The following is a 17,606-nucleotide window of genomic DNA, read 5'->3' on the forward strand; positions in this document are numbered from 1 at the left end:
TATATGCTTGATATCAAAGCAGTGCCAATGAAAACTAATACTCAACAAAAACATAGTATTTTACTTGGCTTTTGTTCGCCAATCTCAAGCTGACTCAGGCTATAATGAGACTTATTCACTTATCCGATATGTTAGGAGATCACATGACTGTAGATGTCACTGAAACCATTTCTCAAACTGTTCACCCTGCGTTTCAGTTGCTACGTCAGCACCATGTAGAAGCATTAGATATTTTAGTGTCTGAATATAAGCATAAAGTCACAGGTGCGGTGCATTATCACTTGGCAACTGATTATGATGAAAATGTATTTCTTGTTGCTTTTAGAACCCAGCCTATGGACTCTAAAGGCACGGCACATATTTTAGAACATACGGCTTTGTGTGGCTCTGAAAAGTTTCCGGTACGTGATCCATTCTTTTTAATGATTCGTCGTTCTTTAAATACTTTTATGAACGCATTTACAGCAGCAGATTGGACAGCATATCCATTCGCTACTCAAAACAAAAAAGATTTCCAAAACTTACTTTCTGTTTATCTTGATGCGGCATTTGCTGCCAATTTGAATCCACTTGATTTTGCTCAAGAAGGTATTCGTATTGAACTTGAAAATGGTCAACCTGTATATAAAGGTGTTGTTTTTAATGAAATGAAAGGTGCAATGAGTGCGCCGTCTGATCAACTTTATCATCAGTTGGCTCATCATTTATTTCCTGAAACGACCTATCATTACAACTCAGGTGGTGATCCGAAAGATATTCCTGATTTAACGTATGAGCAGTTAGTCGATTTTTATAAAGTACATTACCACCCAAGCAATGCTGTATTCATGACCTTTGGTAATCAGACAGCATATGAACTACAAGAGCAGTTTGAAAAACTAGCTCTACACAAGTTTTCTGCGGGAACAACTTTATACTCTAAGCCTGAAAAACGTTTAGCTGCACCAATTGAAGTAACAGAGAACTACGGTGTTGATAGTGATGATTTAAAAGATAAAACTTATCATGTTCTATCTTGGTTATTACCAGAAGCAAATGACATTAAATTGCGTTTAGGAATGCGTTTAGTCGAAGGGATTTTATTAGAAAATTCGGCTTCGCCACTTCGTCATTACTTAGAAACTTGTGGTTATGCTCAATCTACAGGTCCATTAATGGGCGTAGACGATAGTAATTTTGAAATGACTTTCTACTGTGGTGTTCAAGGTTCAAATCCTGAACATGCGCAAAGCTTTAGAGATGGTGTTTTAAATATTCTGCGTGATGTTGCTGCTAAACCAATTGACAGTAATTTAGTCGATGCAATTTTGCATCAAATCGAGTTACATCAACGTGAAATTAATGGTGACGGCACACCTTATGGTTTAAGTCTAATTTTAAATGGCTTAAGTGGTGCGATTCACCATAATGATCCAATCCAAATTTGGGATGTTGACAGCGCAATTGCACAAGTTAAAGAAGAGTTGAAAGACCCAATGTGGTTATCAAATCTGATTCAAACACATTTGCTCGACAACCCTCATCGCGTACAAATGACTTTAGTTCCAGACCCGACCAAGTCTGTAAAAGAGCAGGAAGCGGAAAAAGCTCGTTTAGCGGCTATTGGTGAAAAGCTAACAGATGCTGATAAGGCTGAAATCATTGCTAAGACTAAGGCTTTAGAGGAACGTCAGGACACTCCTGATAATCTTGAGTTATTGCCAAAAGTAGGTTTGGAAGATGTACCTGCTGACTTGCATATTGTGCAAGGTCAGTTACGTGAAATTATTTGTAATCGTATGGATACGCCGTTGAACTTGTACCATGCTGGTACTAACGGTATTTACTATCAACAAGTACTCATTCAGATTCCTGAAGATATTGTGAAGTCGCCTTATTTCAATTTGCTTTCTATTTTGATGGGTGAAGTAGGTGCAGGCGAATATGGCTATCTTGAACTACAAAACTTACAAACCGCTGTAAGTGGTGGTTTAGGAATGGGCGCTTCTTTACGTAGCAAAGTTGATGATAAAGATAAAATTAGTGCTTGGTTAACTTTAACGACTAAATCGTTGACTCAGAAATTTGATGCAATTCATTTATTAAAATTAGCATTTGAACAGCTCCGATTTGATGAGAAAGAACGAATTATCGAGTTATTGCAACAACGTAAAACACGTTGGCAATCTCGTTTATCTGGATCAGGTCATAGCTATGCGATGCAGATTGCTTCTCGTAACATGAGTGCCTTGGCTCAACGTGACTATCAAAACACAGGTTTAGGTGCATTGAACTGGTTGGGTGAGCTTGTTACTAAAATTACCCAAGATGATGCCGCTTACGATGAGCTGATTGCAGAATTAAAACGTATTCATAGTAAGTTATTGCAAGCACCTAAACAGTTCTTACTAGTGTGTGAAGAACATCAATCTGAACGTTTGGTTGAAGAAATCCAGAATGTTTGGGATAAGTTGAATGTTGATACAGCTACAACTGAGTTAACTCAAGTAGAACAAGCTAATGATAATAATCATGAAGCATGGTTAATTCAGGCAAACGTTCAATTCTGTGCGTCTGCATATCAAGCCGTAGAAGTATCACATCCAGATGCGGCTCCATTAATGGTATTGGCAGCTTATTTACGTAACGGATTCTTGCACAGTGCTATCCGTGAAAAAGGTGGTGCTTATGGCGGCGGTGCTAGTTATGATGGAAATGCATGCTCATTCCGTTTCTTCAGTTACCGTGACCCACGTTTAGCAGAGACGTTTAAAGACTTTGAGGCGAGTGTGCAATGGTTGTTAAATACAGAGCAACAACCTCACCAGCTTGAAGAAGCAATTCTTGGTTTAGTGGCAAGTATGGATAAACCAGGCTCTCCAGCAGGTGAAGCGATTACAGCATGTTATGCATTGTTGCATGCGAGAACACCAGCTTTCCGCCGTACTTTGCGTGAAAGATTGTTGCATGTAACATTGGATGATTTAAAACGTGTTGCTCGTCAATATTTAGTAGAGCAAACTCCTGTAAAAGCTGTAGTTGCGCCATTTGCTAAACGTGATGAATTGCAGCAATTAGGTTTTACCATTCAACAAGTTAATTAAAATAAAAATTGGAGATTGAACATGGCGTTCAAACAATTTGAACGCACATCTTTACAGCTAAGCATGGGAATTGTGCTTAGCTGTTTATGTGCGTCTGTAACATATGCTGATACCTTAGCTCCAGCAAACCCTGCCACAGTTGATGCATGTGTTGCTCTTGCTTCGAATGCCGATCGTCTGGCTTGTTACGACTCTGTATTTAAGCCAGCAGCTCTACCTGTAGTGCAAGCTGCGGTAGTACCTGAGCCTGTTAAAAAAATTGATCAGCCTGCTGTTCAACCGGAAACATTTAAAGAAAAGGTTGTAGATACAGTCAGTAATATTAAAGTGATTGGTAAAGCGCCTACACTTGAGCCTACTACTTCTTTGCTAGATCAACGTTGGGAATTATCTGAAAAAAGTAAGCTAGGTGTTTGGAATATTCGTGCTTATCAGCCAGTCTATTTACTACCCGTATTTTGGACCAGTGACAAGAATGAATTCCCGAGTAGTCCAAATCCAAATAATACTGTAACGGATGCTCAGAATCTGAAATCAACAGAAAGTAAGTTTCAGATTTCTTTGAAAACCAAAGCTTGGGAAAATATTTTTGGAAATAATGGTGATTTGTGGGTAGGGTATACACAATCTTCACGTTGGCAGACGTTCAATGCTGAAGAATCTCGCCCATTCCGTGAAACGAACTATGAGCCAGAAGCAAGTTTAATGTTTAGAACGAACTACGAGTTGCTTGGTTTAGATGGGCGTTTGCTCGGAGTTACGTTAAACCATCAGTCAAATGGTCGTTCAGATCCATTATCTCGTAGCTGGAACCGTGTAATCTTTAATGTTGGATTGGAGCGTGGTAATTTTGCTTTAATGCTTCGTCCATGGATTCGTCTTGAAGAAGATAGTAAAGATGATAATAACCCGGATATGGAAGATTACATCGGTCGTGGTGATTTAACAGCGTTTTATAAGTGGAAGCAGAATGACTTCTCTTTAATGCTGCGTCATTCATTGAAAGGTGGTGATGACTCTCATGGTGCTGTGCAATTTGATTGGGCTTTTCCAATCAGTGGCAAGTTACGCGGACATTTCCAGTTGTTTAATGGTTATGGTGAAAGCTTGATTGATTATAACCATCGAGCAACTTATGCTGGTTTGGGTGTATCGCTCTTGAATTGGTACTAAGACGCTTAAGAAAAGCCGCTTTTAAAGCGGCTTTTTTATTATCCAATTTGGATGTTGGCTTGAGGATGTTTAAGTCGACTCTTTTTAGGAGTGGCAATTAAGTAGGCAAGTGTTAATGGTCCAAGTCGTCCAGCAAACATGAGTAGGCTTAAAATGAATAAACTACCATTATGTAAATCTGGTGTGATTCCACGAGAGAGGCCTACTGTACATGCGGCCGAAACAACCTCAAAAAGCAAATTCATAAAATCTGCTTTAGGCTCTAAAAGCAAAAGAATAAAGAAGCCAATGAAAATCAGTATGCTCGTAATAGCAGTCACTGCTAATGCTTTATAGGTGGTTTCGTGAGATACAGAGTGATTAAATATTCTAATTTCATCTGTACGGCGTAAAAATGAAATTACACTAAGCACTAAAATGACAAAGGTTCCAACTTTGATTCCACCGGCTGTACTCAGTGAACCACCACCAATAAACATCAGTAACATCATCAGTAGTGAGCTACTGTTGGTCATTGCACCTGTATCAATGGTATTAAAACCTGAGGAACGAGGGACTGTTGCCTGAAACCAAGCGTTTAATGCTTGTTCACCTGAGTTTAACATCCCTAAAGTCGCGGGATTTTGAGCTTCTAAAGCCCATATTAAAATAAAGGCAACTAGGTTAATAATTGCAATGGTTGTCAGAATAAGCTTGCTATTTGGCGTTAGTTTTTTCCATCTTTTGTTTTGCTTAATATCCATGAGTACTAAAAAACCAAGACCACCTAAAGTGTAAAGGATGCTAATGGTTATACAAATAATATAGTTACTCTGAAAGTTCATTAAGCTGTTGGAAAATAATGAAAAACCAGCATTGTTGAATGAGGAAATGCTGTAAAAAGCCGCATAATATAAACCACGTGCAAACCCATATGTTGGTGCAAAAGCGGCGGTAAGAATAACTGTACCAATCAGCTCAAAAATAAGAGTGTAAGTGACAACTCCTTTAGCAACAAAAGTAACTTTTGATAGGCTTGTTTGCCCGAGACTATCTTGAGCCATCATTTGCTGTTTAAGACCAACTTTTGGTGACAAACTTAATGCGGCCAATATCGCAAAAGTCATAAAACCCAAACCGCCAGACTGGATCAGTAATAAAATAATAGTTTGCCCAAAGAGGGTAAAAGATTCATGAATATTTAAAACAGATAGACCGGTAATTGTAACTGCTGAGGTGGCTGTAAAAAGCGCATCCATCCAACTGACATTGCCTGTATTCGCAAATGGCAATTTAAGCAATAAAGTGCCAAAAGTAATAAAGCCTAAAAACCCTAGCGCTAAAAGTGAAGGAGGGCTTAAATTTAACGTTTTATGAGGCTTGGGATATATAGACATATTCTAGAGTTCGTTTTCTTATAAGAAGCAATTAGAAAGTTTCTTTAACTGTGATAAATGACCTTCTAAAATAAGAATATCATGTGTTTGCAAAGTGAAATTTTCTTCGGTCTCAAACAAAATTTGCTGCTGTCTTTTCACAAGCAATGTTTTGACCTGAGGCGCTTGCTGCATAATGCCATATAAATTGATGCCGTTAAGCTTATCTGGGATTTCAATTTTGATAATGTAATGGTCATCTTCTAAAGACATATAGCGGCTTACCATAGGGTAGTTCAGAGCTTGAGCAACTCTTACCCCCATATCTTCTTCAGGATGAATAATCTTATTGATATTAAGGTGTGACAAAATGGTGTGATGAGCTTTGGTTTTTGCTTTTACCCAAATTTTATCAATGCCGAGATTTTTTAAGTTCAGCACACACAAAATACTGGCTTCAATATCTTCACCAATTGCAACAACGACCGCATCACAGTTCTGAATGTTTAATTCATCAAGCACATGTTCGTCAGTAGCATCAGCAATGACGGCATGAGTTAAAATGTCGGCAAGATTTTCGACATTCTTTTTTACCGTATCGATGCCAATAACATCATGATTTAATTTTGTGAGTTCCTGAGCAACTGTGGCTCCAAAACTACCTAAGCCAATGACTGCAAACTGTGCCATGTTGTTCCTTTTTTCCGAGTTAGATCATTATTTTTAAGGATATTTTCTTTAAGATAAAGAGAAGCAATGTAAAGATTCTAGAAATATAAAAAGAATTGTATAAAAAAAGCCGACAACTATGTCGGCTTCCTCATCAAAACTAAAGATTATTTCAAGAAACGTTTATAGCCAACATTATCAGTAATTTCTGCATACGGATAATTAATCTGCTCGAGTGTCTCAATCAATCCATCAGGGTTTTGTTTAGCATCGGTTGCTTGTAAGCCAACTAAAACACGACCTTCTGCTGCACCATGGTTACGGTAATGGAAGAGGGTAATGTTGTGAGTTGGACCTAAACGAGTTAAGAATGTTAAGAGGGCGCCTGGACGTTCAGGGAACTCAACACGGAACAATCTTTCATCATCTAGATTTGCATGACCACCAATTAAATAACGAATATGTAATTTGGCAACTTCATCGTCAGAAAGGTCATCTACAATATAATCTTGCTGTTTTAATTGTTCCAAAATTTCATGGCGCTCTGCATCTCCACCTTTTAAACTAATACCGACGAATACTTGTGCTTCCTCTGTATTGTTTGCTCGGTAGTTAAACTCAGTAATATTGCGGCCTTGTAAAGCACGGCAGAAGCCTAAGAATGCGCCTTTTTCTTCAGATAAGGTAACTGCATAAATCGCTTCGCGTTGCTCACCTAACTCGGTACGCTCAGCAATATAACGGAGGCGGTCAAAATTCATATTGGCGCCGCACACAATCGACACCATATTTTTATTACTGATTTTATGTTCGTGAATATATTTTTTGATACCCGCTAATGCCATTGCTCCAGAAGGTTCAACAATGCTGCGGTTTTCATCAAATGTGTCTTTAATTGCTGCACAGATTTCATCTGTATTCACAGTCACAATATCAGGATCAACAATCGGGCCTGAGTTATCAGATTTGCGCAAACGAATAATATCAAATGGTAAAGCACCAATTTGGGCAACAGCTGTACCATCTGCAAATAGGCCTACATGTGGCAAAATTACACGTTCATTTGCTTCTAAAGCTGCCTTTAAACAAGCAGACTCTTCATATTCAACGCCAATAACTTTTACATGCGGTGCAACTTCTCCAAGGTAAGCTGCTACGCCTGAAATAAGGCCACCGCCACCTACGGCAACAAACACGTACTCTACATCACGCCATTGACGTAAAATTTCATTGGCAATTGTGCCTTGACCTGCAATGACAAGTTCATCGTCATAAGGTGGAATAAATACAAGACCTTCAACTTCTGCACGTTGTTGAGCATATTTATTTGCGATATCAAAGCTATCGCCATGTAATACGACTTGACCACCTAAGCGTTTAACAGCCTGAACTTTAATGTCAGGTGTTGTGCTCGGCATAACAATAATAGCGGGAATTCCTAATCTTTGTCCTGACAAAGCTACGCCTTGAGCATGGTTACCAGCAGAGGCGCAAATTACTCCGCGTTCAAGTTGTTCTTTCGGTAATTGACTAATACGGTTATAGGCACCGCGTAATTTAAAAGAAAAAACGGGTTGTAAATCTTCACGCTTAAAACGAATTGTATTGTTTAATTTTTGACTAATTCGTGGAGCTGCTTCGAGAGGTGTTTCAATTGCAACATCATAAACCGTTGCTTGTAAAATTTGTCGTACCACACGAGACAGCATGTTCATCTTCCCTATAACAGTTTAAAATAGGAAATTATTGTAGCAAACCCTTGTGCATTTGCGCCGTTTATTGGCGCATAAATGTCAAAAAATAGTTGAGTGATGTAATGAGCCTATATGCAACCCAAGATGAAAAGAAACAAGCTGCTGCTAAAGCTGCTTTAAAACACTTACCCAAAGGTGGCATTTTGGGTGTTGGGACTGGAAGTACCGTAAATTTTCTAATTGATTTACTCCCAGAATTACAATTAGAAGCAGCTGTGGCAAGTTCTCAAGCAACTGCTGATCGTCTTAAAAAACTTGGTATTGAAGTGGTTGATATGAACCATGTAGGTAGCCTAGATGCTTATGTTGATGGTGCAGATGAGATCGACCGTCATATGCATATGATTAAAGGTGGCGGTGCTGCATTAACACGTGAGAAAATTGTTGCATCAATTGCTAAGAAGTTTGTGTGTATTGTTGATGATTCAAAATGGGTTGATCAACTTGGACGTGATTTTCCACTTCCAGTAGAAGTTATTCCAATGGCGCGTTCGGCTGTAGCTCGTAAATTGGTAAGTTTAGGTGGTGACCCGGTTTATCGTGAGGGTGTAGTTACAGATAACGGGAATGTTATTTTGGATGTTTTCAATCTTAATATTTTAAATGCTATTGAACTGGAAAAAACAATTAACAATATTCCTGGTGTGGTAACTAACGGTATCTTCGCCTTAAATCCTGCAACGATTGCAATTGTTGCAACGAATAATGGTATTGAAGAGCGTACAGCACAGTAATGTCTGCAAAAATGCCAGAGATTAAAATCGTTCGACACGTAAGAGCACGAAAATTGCGCTTACGTGTTGAGCCTGCTTCAATCCGTCTTACGGTTCCTTTATTTTGTAGTAAAAAACAAATTCAGCATTTTTTAGCACAATCTGAACAATGGTTAACCGAGACATGGAATAAGCAACAAAACGTCCAATCGGCATCTATTGATATTCCTTCAGAAATTTATTTCTTTAATAAAGAACAGCCATTTCAAGTCGTTGTTCAAAAGCAGCATCGTGTTTTTCAATTCGACTGGGAAAACAATTCTTTATTTATTAAAGACACACAGCCATATTTGGCATTGCAAAACGCAGTTATTGCTTATGCGAAACAAGAATTACCAGAGCTTTTGAAAGAATTAAGTGAGCACACTCAATTGGCTTATAGGGAATGCACAATTCGCCGCCCGAAAACTCGGTGGGGAAGTTGTAGTAGTCAGCATAATATTATGCTACATGCAGGGCTGGTGCTTATGTCACATGAAATTGCTCGCTATGTGGCTATTCATGAGTTGGCGCATACTAAACATTTTGACCATAGTCCTGCATTTTGGGCAGAAGTTGAAAAATACGATCCATATTTTCAAAAACACCGCAGACAACTTAAATCAAATCCATTGCCTGCATGGTGGTATGTCTCAAACTAACTAAAACTACATTCTAGTTGTGGTGTTTGTAAGCTATCGGGTGCTTTCCGGCTATCTAAACCTGCTTTAGCACTAATAATCTTATTTGCTTTAATAGATAATTGGATAAAGTTGTATTGTTGCGTCGAGTTATTTGGTTCGGCTGAACTTGAATTGAGTAAATAACTTGAGCTGGCAGCATCTGTTTGCAATAAATTATCGGTACTATCAGCACTTAAAGCAGCACGATAAATTTGTGAGCCTTTACTCAAGTCGATTTGACCGTTCGCACGAAAATTAAGCTGACATCCAGTTGATGTGTCTTCATAGTGACCCACTAAATAGTCTGTAGCTGGTAGGTTTGGATCTGATAGATTGATGCTGGTTAAGCCTTGTTTGCATGGGTAGGTTGATCCATTACACGTCGCTGTGGTGGTAAACCCAACAGCTCTACGGTAATCTCCAGCACCGTCAATGCGAATGAATGTTGTTGAATTTACAGTAGGAACAATTCCTGTATATTGTTTTTTTTGTAGAAGTTCATAACCCGTCTGATCTAAAGACTGTTGTGAATTAGCCTGAGCCAATTGCAAAGTAGATGCTTTTAGGTTGGTTCCAAAGTAATCGCGCGTTACTTTTTGATTAGCTGCAATATCTAACAGCGTATTTTTTAGTGGATCAATATTATCTGGAGCAGGTGTGAAAATAGGAGTGAAGGATGTTTGATCCCCATGAAGTTTTTTCCCATCCAAAAAGCCATCTTTTAAATCAGTTGCTAAACTTTTAACAAGTTCTTGGTAGGTGTTTGCTCCGCCATGAATCGTTGACCAATATTGTAAGTAACCAAAGCTAAGATAACTATCTACATATGTACTAGGTTTAGTAGTTGAGTATCGCAACAAAGTTAAATTCAGAAGGGAATTAGCTGGACTTAAACTTGGAATGTCAGCATCTTTAAACGCATTCATTAACGATTTGTAGACATCTTGAGAGGCTAAATCTACATGTAATTGCTCAATACGGGTTGGGTCAAACGTTTCTTGAGGGAGTTGTCCTGAACGTATGACAGCTCGTTGATAAACTGCTTCACTGCTTGGGCTAATGAATTGGATTCTGCCACTTACACTGTTTGGTGTAATAAATGCATGATAAATACCTGACAAATTTTGGTATTGTGGAGTAATTGGGTCAAACACTTGAGATGAGCTTTGAGTTGTAATTTCTACGCGATATAAACGATTCAATTTTGCAGTAGGAATTTTGACATTAAAGCTATTTAAACTCGCAATTGAAGTATCCACTAGAACAGCGTTGTTGGTATTGTCATATACTTTAAGCTGGATATTACGCATTTCTACAGGGGTTTTTAAAGTAACATCAGTTGTTGCTTCAGGTGTAGGGTCAACTGGCGTTGGTGTAGTGGGTGAACTGCCTCCACTACTACCTCCACCTCCGCAACCAGTAAGGGCTACACTTAAAATGAATGTGCTCAAGCCAAGGTACGTGCGTAATTTTGTTTCTTTTGATTGATGAAGCATCCTAGCTCTCCAAAAATTAATCTGGTATTTATTTGCTGATATTTATGTGGTTATGACAGTCCAGTAAGTGCTATCTGATTGTCGCTAAAATTAAAAAAATTAAAATTACCAAGCATGAAATGGTTTTGTAAGCTTGGACATCCTGTCATACTACTGCCCAAGTATAGATTCAAAAATTGAGGTAATGCACGTGATTTCTGTCGGAATTGTTGGTGGAACGGGTTATACAGGCGTTGAACTTTTACGTATTCTATTACGACATCCTAAAGCGCAGGTTCGAGTTCTTACTTCACGTACAGAAGCGGGCAAACCAGTTGCAGATATGTTCCCTAATTTACGTGGACATACCGATCTTCAATTTTCAGATTTAAACATTGATGCATTAAAAGAGTGTGATGTTGTATTTTTTGCAACGCCACATGGTGTTGCCATGCAACATGCCAAAGATTTAATTGCAGCTGGAACTAAAGTTATTGATTTAGCAGCAGACTTTCGCTTACAAGATCTTGAACAATTTGAAAAATGGTATGGCATGGAACATGCTTGTCCAGATGTACTAAAAGATTCTGTATATGGTCTAACTGAGTTAAACCGCGAAAAAATTAAACAAGCTCAAGTTATCGGTAACCCTGGTTGCTATCCGACGACTGTTCAATTAGGTTTAGCGCCACTATTAAAATCAGCACAAGCCCTGATTGAAACAAAAAATATTATTATTGATGCCAAATCCGGTGTTTCTGGTGCTGGTCGTAAAGCAAGTTTGGGCATGATTTATAGTGAAAACGCTGATAACTTTAAAGCATATGGTGTTGCAGGTCATCGTCACCATCCAGAAATTGTAGAAGCCTTAGAGAATATTGCAGGACAAAAGGGCGGGTTTGATGGACTCTTATTTGTTCCTCATCTAGTACCTATGATTCGCGGTATGCTGAGTACAATTTATGTAGATTTGACAGAAGCTGGTAAGCAGACAGACTTACAAGCTTTGTATGAAAACTTCTATGCTAATGAAAAATTCGTAGATGTTATGCCTGCAAATAGTTCACCTGAAACACGTAGTGTACGCGGTGCGAATGAACTTCGTATTGCATTATATAAACCACAACCAAATAAACTGATTATTTTGGCGGCTCAAGATAACCTTGTAAAAGGTGCATCTGGTCAGGCTGTACAAAATATGAACCTTATGTTTGGCTTTAATGAAGATGAAGGCTTACAAGGGATTGGTTTATTACCATAAAAAACTCTTTTTTGCTTCACACATATTTAAATTTCGATTTAAATGTGTGTCTTGACTCTGATCTTGAACACTGAGATGACGATGCAAAACTCTGGACAGACGACTTCAGCAGAAAGTTCGTTGCAAAAGAAAAAATTTTTAAACACCAATAAGCCTTTGTTTATTGGTGCTGCTATTTTAATGAGTGGTTGTTTTGCGCTCGGCTATACAATTGGGCACCGTCAAGGTTTAACTGTTGTTGGTTACGATGCAGATGCGGAGCAATTGGTTGAAGTGGTGCAAAAGCAAAAAACAGCCTTAGATGCAGTTAACAAAAGCCTTAATGCAGCGGTGCAAGAGCGTGATGTGGCTGTGACGAATGCAAATGATCTATTTGAAGCGCTTAATCAAGCGAACGCCGATAAGACTCAGCAAGAAGGTATGAGTAATATCTACCGTGAGATTTTGAGACAGCGCGGTGGTTTGAGCTTAACAATCCAAAATCTGGCAATTAAGCCTTTACCTGAAAATGCTTATGAATATCAACTAGATTTAGTTCAAGTAAGTCCAAGTAAGCGCCGTGCTTTAGGATCGGTTGAAATCAGATTGATCAAAGATACTGAGGTTTTAGTCGTACCACTTGAAGCGAAGAACTTTAACTTTACTGATTTTGAGCGCTTAACAGGTCGTTGGACAATGCCTAAAGGTTTCACGCCTCAATTTATTGAAGTGCGTTTAACTGGTGGCTCTGATACACCGATTATTAAACGTTTTAGTTGGCAGCGTGGTAAACCTGTCGAAACATCTTCTGCTTTCGTGGCAGAAATTCCTCAAGCTGAAGCAAATTCACAATAGTAACATCCTATGCGAACAAATAAGCGTCAAACAAACTTAAAAGATATCAAGGCTTCTTTTCAGCAGTCTGGCTATGTCGATTGGCACTTCCACCCACGCTTAAGTGATTCGCAAAACGAAGATCATGATGGAGAGGTTGTTGTACAAACAGCCCCTCCTGAACTCAAGCGTCCCCCATTATATGCAGTCGTATTAATGAATGACGATTACACTCCAATGGACTTTGTAATTGAAATTTTACAACAATACTTTGCAATGAATCTTGACCAAGCAACTCAAGTAATGCTAACAGTACACTATGAAGGTAAAGGTATTGCCGGAGTCTATCCAAGAGACATCGCGGAAACTAAGGCAAACCTTGTTAATAATTACGCTCGATCGCAAGGTCATCCATTACTTTGCCAGATTGAGCCTAAAGCATAAGGGGGTTACATGCTCAGTCGTCAATTAGAAGTATCATTACGTTTGGCTGTTAGCATGGCTCGTCAAAAGAGACATGAGTTTCTTACAGTTGAACATTTATTATTAGCACTACTCGACAACGATTCAGCCGTGAATGCATTAAAAGCATGTGGGGCTGATATAGTTTCTTTGCGTAAAGAATTAGAAGAATATGTAGAACAGCATACTCCTAAGCTTGGCGAAAATAGCGAGCAAGCGCCTCATCCAACAGAAAGTTTCGACCGCATTTTGCAACGTGCTATTTTTCACGTGCAATCAAGTGGCGGCGATCGTACTGTTGAAGGTGCAGATGTTTTGGTCGCAATGTATTCAGAGCGTGATTCTTTTGCTGTGTATTTACTTAAACGTCATCAAATCAATCGTTTGACATTGACTCAATACTTGTCTCATGGGACACGTAAAGACGAAGTACAAGTTGAAGAAGAAGTTGAAGATATTGAAGGTGAAACTAGCGCAAGCAATGCAGGGCCACTTGAGCTTTATACGCTGAATCTAAATGTTGAAGCGCAAAAAGGCAAAACTGACCCATTGATTGGTCGTGAAAAAGAAATTGAGCGTACAGCTCAAATTCTGTGTCGCCGTCGCAAAAACAATCCATTGCTTGTGGGTGATCCAGGTGTGGGTAAAACCTCGATTGCTGAAGGTTTGGCATGGTTAATTGTGAATGGTAAAGCACCTAAACCTTTAAGTCAGGCTGAAATTTATAGTCTGGACATTGGTGCATTAGTTGCTGGAACTAAATATCGTGGTGACTTTGAAAAACGTTTAAAACAGTTGCTTAATGCATTGAAGAAAAATCCAAATGCGATTTTATTCATTGATGAGATTCATATGATCATTGGTGCAGGCTCAAGTATGGGCAGCACAATGGATGCTTCAAATCTTATTAAGCCAGCTTTAGCTAATGGTACTTTACGTTGTATTGGTTCAACGACTTTCCAAGAATATCGTCAGGTTTTTGAAAAAGACCATGCGTTATCACGTCGTTTCCAAAAAATTGATGTTAATGAGCCAAGTATTTCGGAAACGATTGATATTTTACGTGGATTGAAAACTAAGTTTGAAGATTTTCACCACGTACAATATGACGATAAGGCTTTGGTATCAGCTGTAGAGCTTTCTGCTAAGTTCATTAATGATCGTTTCTTGCCAGATAAGGCAATTGATGTCATTGATGAAGCAGGTGCTCAACGCCGTTTGAAAGCTGAAAGTGATGATAGCTTGATTACTGTAGAGAATATCGAAGATATCGTTTCTAAGATTGCTCGTATTCCACCAAAAACTGTGTCTAAAGATGATAAGTCAGTGCTTGAAAATCTTGAGCGTGATTTGAAACGTGTGGTGTTTGGTCAAGATGAAGCAATTACTGCATTAGGCTCAGCGATTAAGTTATCTCGTGCTGGATTGAAGTCACCAGATAAACCAGTGGGTAGTTTTGTTTTTGCTGGTCCAACAGGTGTAGGTAAAACTGAGGTTACTAAGCAACTCGCTAAATTATTGGGTGTAGAGCTTGTACGTTTCGATATGTCTGAATATATGGAACGTCATGCAGTTTCACGCTTAATTGGTGCACCTCCAGGGTATGTGGGTTATGACCAAGGTGGTTTGCTTACTGATGCGATTCACAAAAATCCACATTGTGTCTTGTTGCTTGATGAAATTGAAAAAGCACATCCAGATGTGTTTAATCTATTGCTACAAATCATGGATCATGGTGCTTTAACGGATAACAATGGACGTAAGTCAGATTTTAGAAATGTGATTATTGTTCTGACTACGAATATTGGAGCAGAAAGTATTTCTCGCGCGAGCATTGGTTTCACGGATCAAGATCATAGTTCTGATAACCAAGAAGCGATGAAACGTGCTTTCTCTCCAGAGTTCCGTAACCGTCTAGATGGTGTTATTCAATTCAAAGCATTGCCAACAACTGTGATTGAGTCTGTAGTCGACAAATTCTTGACAGAATTACAAGCGCAATTGGATGAAAAACAAGTTGTTCTTGATGTTGATCAAAGTGCACGAGATTGGTTAGCTACAAATGGTTATGACCGTTTGATGGGTGCTCGTCCAATGCAACGTCTCATTCAAGAACACTTGAAGAAACCACTCGCTGAAATGATTCTGTTTGGTGAACTTGCAGATCATGGTGGTAACGTGGCTGTATCGGTGAAAAAAGAAGATGGCAAAGCTGTCGGCTTAAAACTTGAAGTGTTTGAAGATCATCATACGGCAGAACCAGCATAAATTATGTTAATTGATAGTCTTGCTATAACCCGAATACTCAGTGTATTCGGGTTATTTATTATCACGGCAATTGCTGAAATTCTTGGTTGTTATTTTCCTTATCTGATTTTAAAAGAGGGTAAGTCGGCTTGGCTGTGGCTACCTACGGTCTTAAGTCTGGCTATCTTTGTATGGTTGTTGACTTTACATCCGGCAGCTTCTGGGCGCATTTATGCGGCCTATGGCGGTATCTATATTTTTACTGCGCTTATGTGGCTACGCTTTGTTGATCAGGTGGGATTAACAAGATGGGATATATTAGGTGGTCTAATTGTGCTTTGTGGAGCTGGTTTAATTATTTTGCAACCTCAAGGGTTGATTCGTTAATGCATCATTGAATCAAATCTTAAGCGAGAAAATAAGAAGTTTTTTTCAAAAAAAAGACTTGTCAAACTCATCAACAATGCGTATTTTAGATTTAAGGAACATTTTTTAATATTTGAGATAAAGATGTTAAATCAATCTGTGAACACTAACGCTTATTATTACTTTTGGCAATTTAGATAGTTGCCTGAGCGTATTCGGGCATGAGAAAGTTGCCCATCACAGTTAATACCTGATCGGCAACCCCGATCAGGTTTTTTTATGCTTTATCTTTTTAGAATCGAGGAACTTAAAATGAACAACATGACTTATTCGTACTTTAGCAACTTTTATTGGTTTTACTTTTGCTTACCTTTACCAACGAATAGATCCAAAACGCTCAAATAAATGATCGGACTGAGTAGATTGCAGTCCCAAGGAAAAAACCAATGAATGCCCTAAATACTTTACTGACTCAAACCAATACAAAAGAAACACCAGTTAGTTTACCTATCCAGTTAAAAGCGAAATACCCGCTTGCACACTCTTTCGCACGTCAAATTGCCGAACACCGCCAAATTATTCAAAATATTCTTAACGGCAAAGATCATCGTCTAATGGTAATTACAGGGCCTTGTTCAATTCATGATCCAGTTGCAGTACTTGAATACGCTGAAAAACTGCAAAAATTACAAGAAAAAGTTAAAGATCAGATTTTTATCGTGATGCGTACATACATTGAAAAACCACGTACCACAGTTGGTTGGAAAGGGTTCATGTATGATCCAAATTTAGATGGTTCATCAAATTTACAACTTGGTTTAGAAAAGTCTCGTGAACTCTACCTACAGATTATTGAAAAGGGTTTGCCAATTGCGAGTGAAATTTTAAGTCCAATGGCAACTGGCTATTTTGATGATTTATTGGCTTGGGGTGCAATTGGTGCTCGCACAAGCGAATCTCAGATTCACCGTGAAATCTCAAGTCATATGCCATACAGTATTGGTTTCAAGAATGGTACTGATGGTTCTATTCAGATTGCACTAGATGCGATTCAGTCCGCGCAAAATGAACATCAATTTTTAGGTATGAATCAACAAGGCTTGCCTTCAGTGATTCAGAGTGCTGGAAATCCATTACCTCACTTGATCTTGCGGGGTGCAAATCATGGGCCAAATTACGATTTAGCTTCAATTCAGGCGATACGCGAAAAGTACAAACAAAATCTACCTGCACTGGTGATTGATTGTAGTCATGGTAATAGTGGGAAAGATCCGTTGCGTCAGCCAGAAGTTTTACAGCAAATCGTTGCTGAACGTTTAAAAACACAAGTTCGAGGTGTCATGATTGAAAGTCATTTGGTTGATGGTAACCAAAAGATTTCTTGTGATATGACTTATGGCCAGTCAGTAACTGATGGTTGTTTAGGGTGGGAAAAAACAGAGCAGCTTTTATTAAATGTCTCGAAGCAATTAAAGACAAAAGAATTAGCTCATTCCGCTTAATTATTTATGGG

At 38.7% G+C, this 17,606-nt stretch carries 14 protein-coding genes; 10 read left to right on the plus strand and 4 right to left on the minus strand.

From position 1 onward, the window contains the following. The first annotated feature begins 143 nt into the window (after positions 1–143). Together B806_RS0111715 and B806_RS0111720 are read left to right on the plus strand one after the other, a co-directional pair. Complete coding sequence (locus tag B806_RS0111715) at positions 144–3,083, plus strand: insulinase family protein (protein ID WP_002120972.1); 2,940 nt, start codon at positions 144–146, stop codon at positions 3,081–3,083. Between the two features lie 21 nt (positions 3,084–3,104). Further along, positions 3,105–4,256, plus strand: coding sequence for a phospholipase A (locus tag B806_RS0111720; RefSeq protein WP_002120916.1), 1,152 nt, complete (start codon positions 3,105–3,107; stop codon positions 4,254–4,256). Positions 4,257–4,294: 38 nt separating this feature from the next. Here the strand turns inward: B806_RS0111720 and B806_RS0111725 are convergent, their stop codons facing one another. The 3 genes from B806_RS0111725 to ilvA form a co-directional block, all read right to left on the minus strand. Beyond that, positions 4,295–5,632: a TrkH family potassium uptake protein gene (locus B806_RS0111725; protein ID WP_017386029.1), complete on the minus strand. Its 1,338-nt coding sequence runs from the start codon at positions 5,630–5,632 to the stop codon at positions 4,295–4,297. Between the two features lie 18 nt (positions 5,633–5,650). After that, the gene (locus B806_RS0111730) at positions 5,651–6,301 is read right to left on the minus strand and encodes a TrkA family potassium uptake protein (RefSeq protein WP_017386030.1); all 651 of its coding nucleotides are present in this window, start codon (positions 6,299–6,301) and stop codon (positions 5,651–5,653) included. Between the two features lie 146 nt (positions 6,302–6,447). Continuing rightward, complete coding sequence (gene ilvA / locus B806_RS0111735) at positions 6,448–7,995, minus strand: threonine ammonia-lyase, biosynthetic (RefSeq protein WP_014206951.1); 1,548 nt, start codon at positions 7,993–7,995, stop codon at positions 6,448–6,450. Positions 7,996–8,096: 101 nt separating this feature from the next. Between ilvA and rpiA the strand changes: the two genes are divergently transcribed. Both rpiA and B806_RS0111745 read left to right on the plus strand, forming a co-directional pair. Continuing rightward, positions 8,097–8,768 carry a ribose-5-phosphate isomerase RpiA gene (rpiA, locus tag B806_RS0111740; protein WP_002046900.1) on the plus strand — a complete coding sequence of 224 codons (672 nt, stop codon included), beginning with the start codon at positions 8,097–8,099 and terminating at the stop codon, positions 8,766–8,768. After that, positions 8,768–9,448 carry a SprT family zinc-dependent metalloprotease gene (locus tag B806_RS0111745; protein WP_017386031.1) on the plus strand — a complete coding sequence of 227 codons (681 nt, stop codon included), beginning with the start codon at positions 8,768–8,770 and terminating at the stop codon, positions 9,446–9,448. The genes rpiA and B806_RS0111745 overlap by 1 nt, the downstream gene beginning before the upstream one ends. Here B806_RS0111745 and B806_RS0111750 read toward each other — a convergent pair. Next, on the minus strand, positions 9,445–10,965 hold the full coding sequence (locus B806_RS0111750; protein WP_017386032.1) for a hypothetical protein: 1,521 nt from the start codon (positions 10,963–10,965) through the stop codon (positions 9,445–9,447). The two genes, B806_RS0111745 and B806_RS0111750, sit on opposite strands and share 4 nt — an antisense overlap. Before the next feature lie 184 nt (positions 10,966–11,149). Here B806_RS0111750 and argC point away from each other — a divergent pair, with 184 nt between their 5' ends. The 6 genes from argC to B806_RS0111780 all read left to right on the plus strand — a co-directional run bounded on the left by argC (position 11,150) and on the right by B806_RS0111780 (position 17,595). Then, positions 11,150–12,205: an N-acetyl-gamma-glutamyl-phosphate reductase gene (gene argC / locus B806_RS0111755; RefSeq protein WP_016805956.1), complete on the plus strand. Its 1,056-nt coding sequence runs from the start codon at positions 11,150–11,152 to the stop codon at positions 12,203–12,205. A gap of 75 nt (positions 12,206–12,280) precedes the next feature. Next, on the plus strand, positions 12,281–13,039 hold the full coding sequence (locus B806_RS0111760; RefSeq protein WP_014206946.1) for a DUF6776 family protein: 759 nt from the start codon (positions 12,281–12,283) through the stop codon (positions 13,037–13,039). 9 nt (positions 13,040–13,048) lie between these two features. Further along, positions 13,049–13,462 (plus strand): ATP-dependent Clp protease adapter ClpS, encoded by a 414-nt coding sequence (gene clpS / locus B806_RS0111765; protein ID WP_002121129.1) that lies wholly within the window; start codon positions 13,049–13,051, stop codon positions 13,460–13,462. Between the two features lie 9 nt (positions 13,463–13,471). Then, a complete protein-coding gene (clpA, locus tag B806_RS0111770; protein WP_017403044.1) occupies positions 13,472–15,748 on the plus strand; it encodes an ATP-dependent Clp protease ATP-binding subunit ClpA in 2,277 nt (758 codons plus the stop codon). A gap of 3 nt (positions 15,749–15,751) precedes the next feature. Next, complete coding sequence (locus B806_RS0111775) at positions 15,752–16,114, plus strand: YnfA family protein (protein WP_005069026.1); 363 nt, start codon at positions 15,752–15,754, stop codon at positions 16,112–16,114. Positions 16,115–16,539: 425 nt separating this feature from the next. Next, positions 16,540–17,595 carry a 3-deoxy-7-phosphoheptulonate synthase gene (locus B806_RS0111780; protein ID WP_005073981.1) on the plus strand — a complete coding sequence of 352 codons (1,056 nt, stop codon included), beginning with the start codon at positions 16,540–16,542 and terminating at the stop codon, positions 17,593–17,595. Positions 17,596–17,606 lie beyond the last annotated feature (11 nt).

Source organism: Acinetobacter sp. TG2027 (assembly GCF_000302435.1).
Taxonomy (GTDB): Bacteria; Pseudomonadota; Gammaproteobacteria; order Pseudomonadales; family Moraxellaceae; genus Acinetobacter; species Acinetobacter pittii.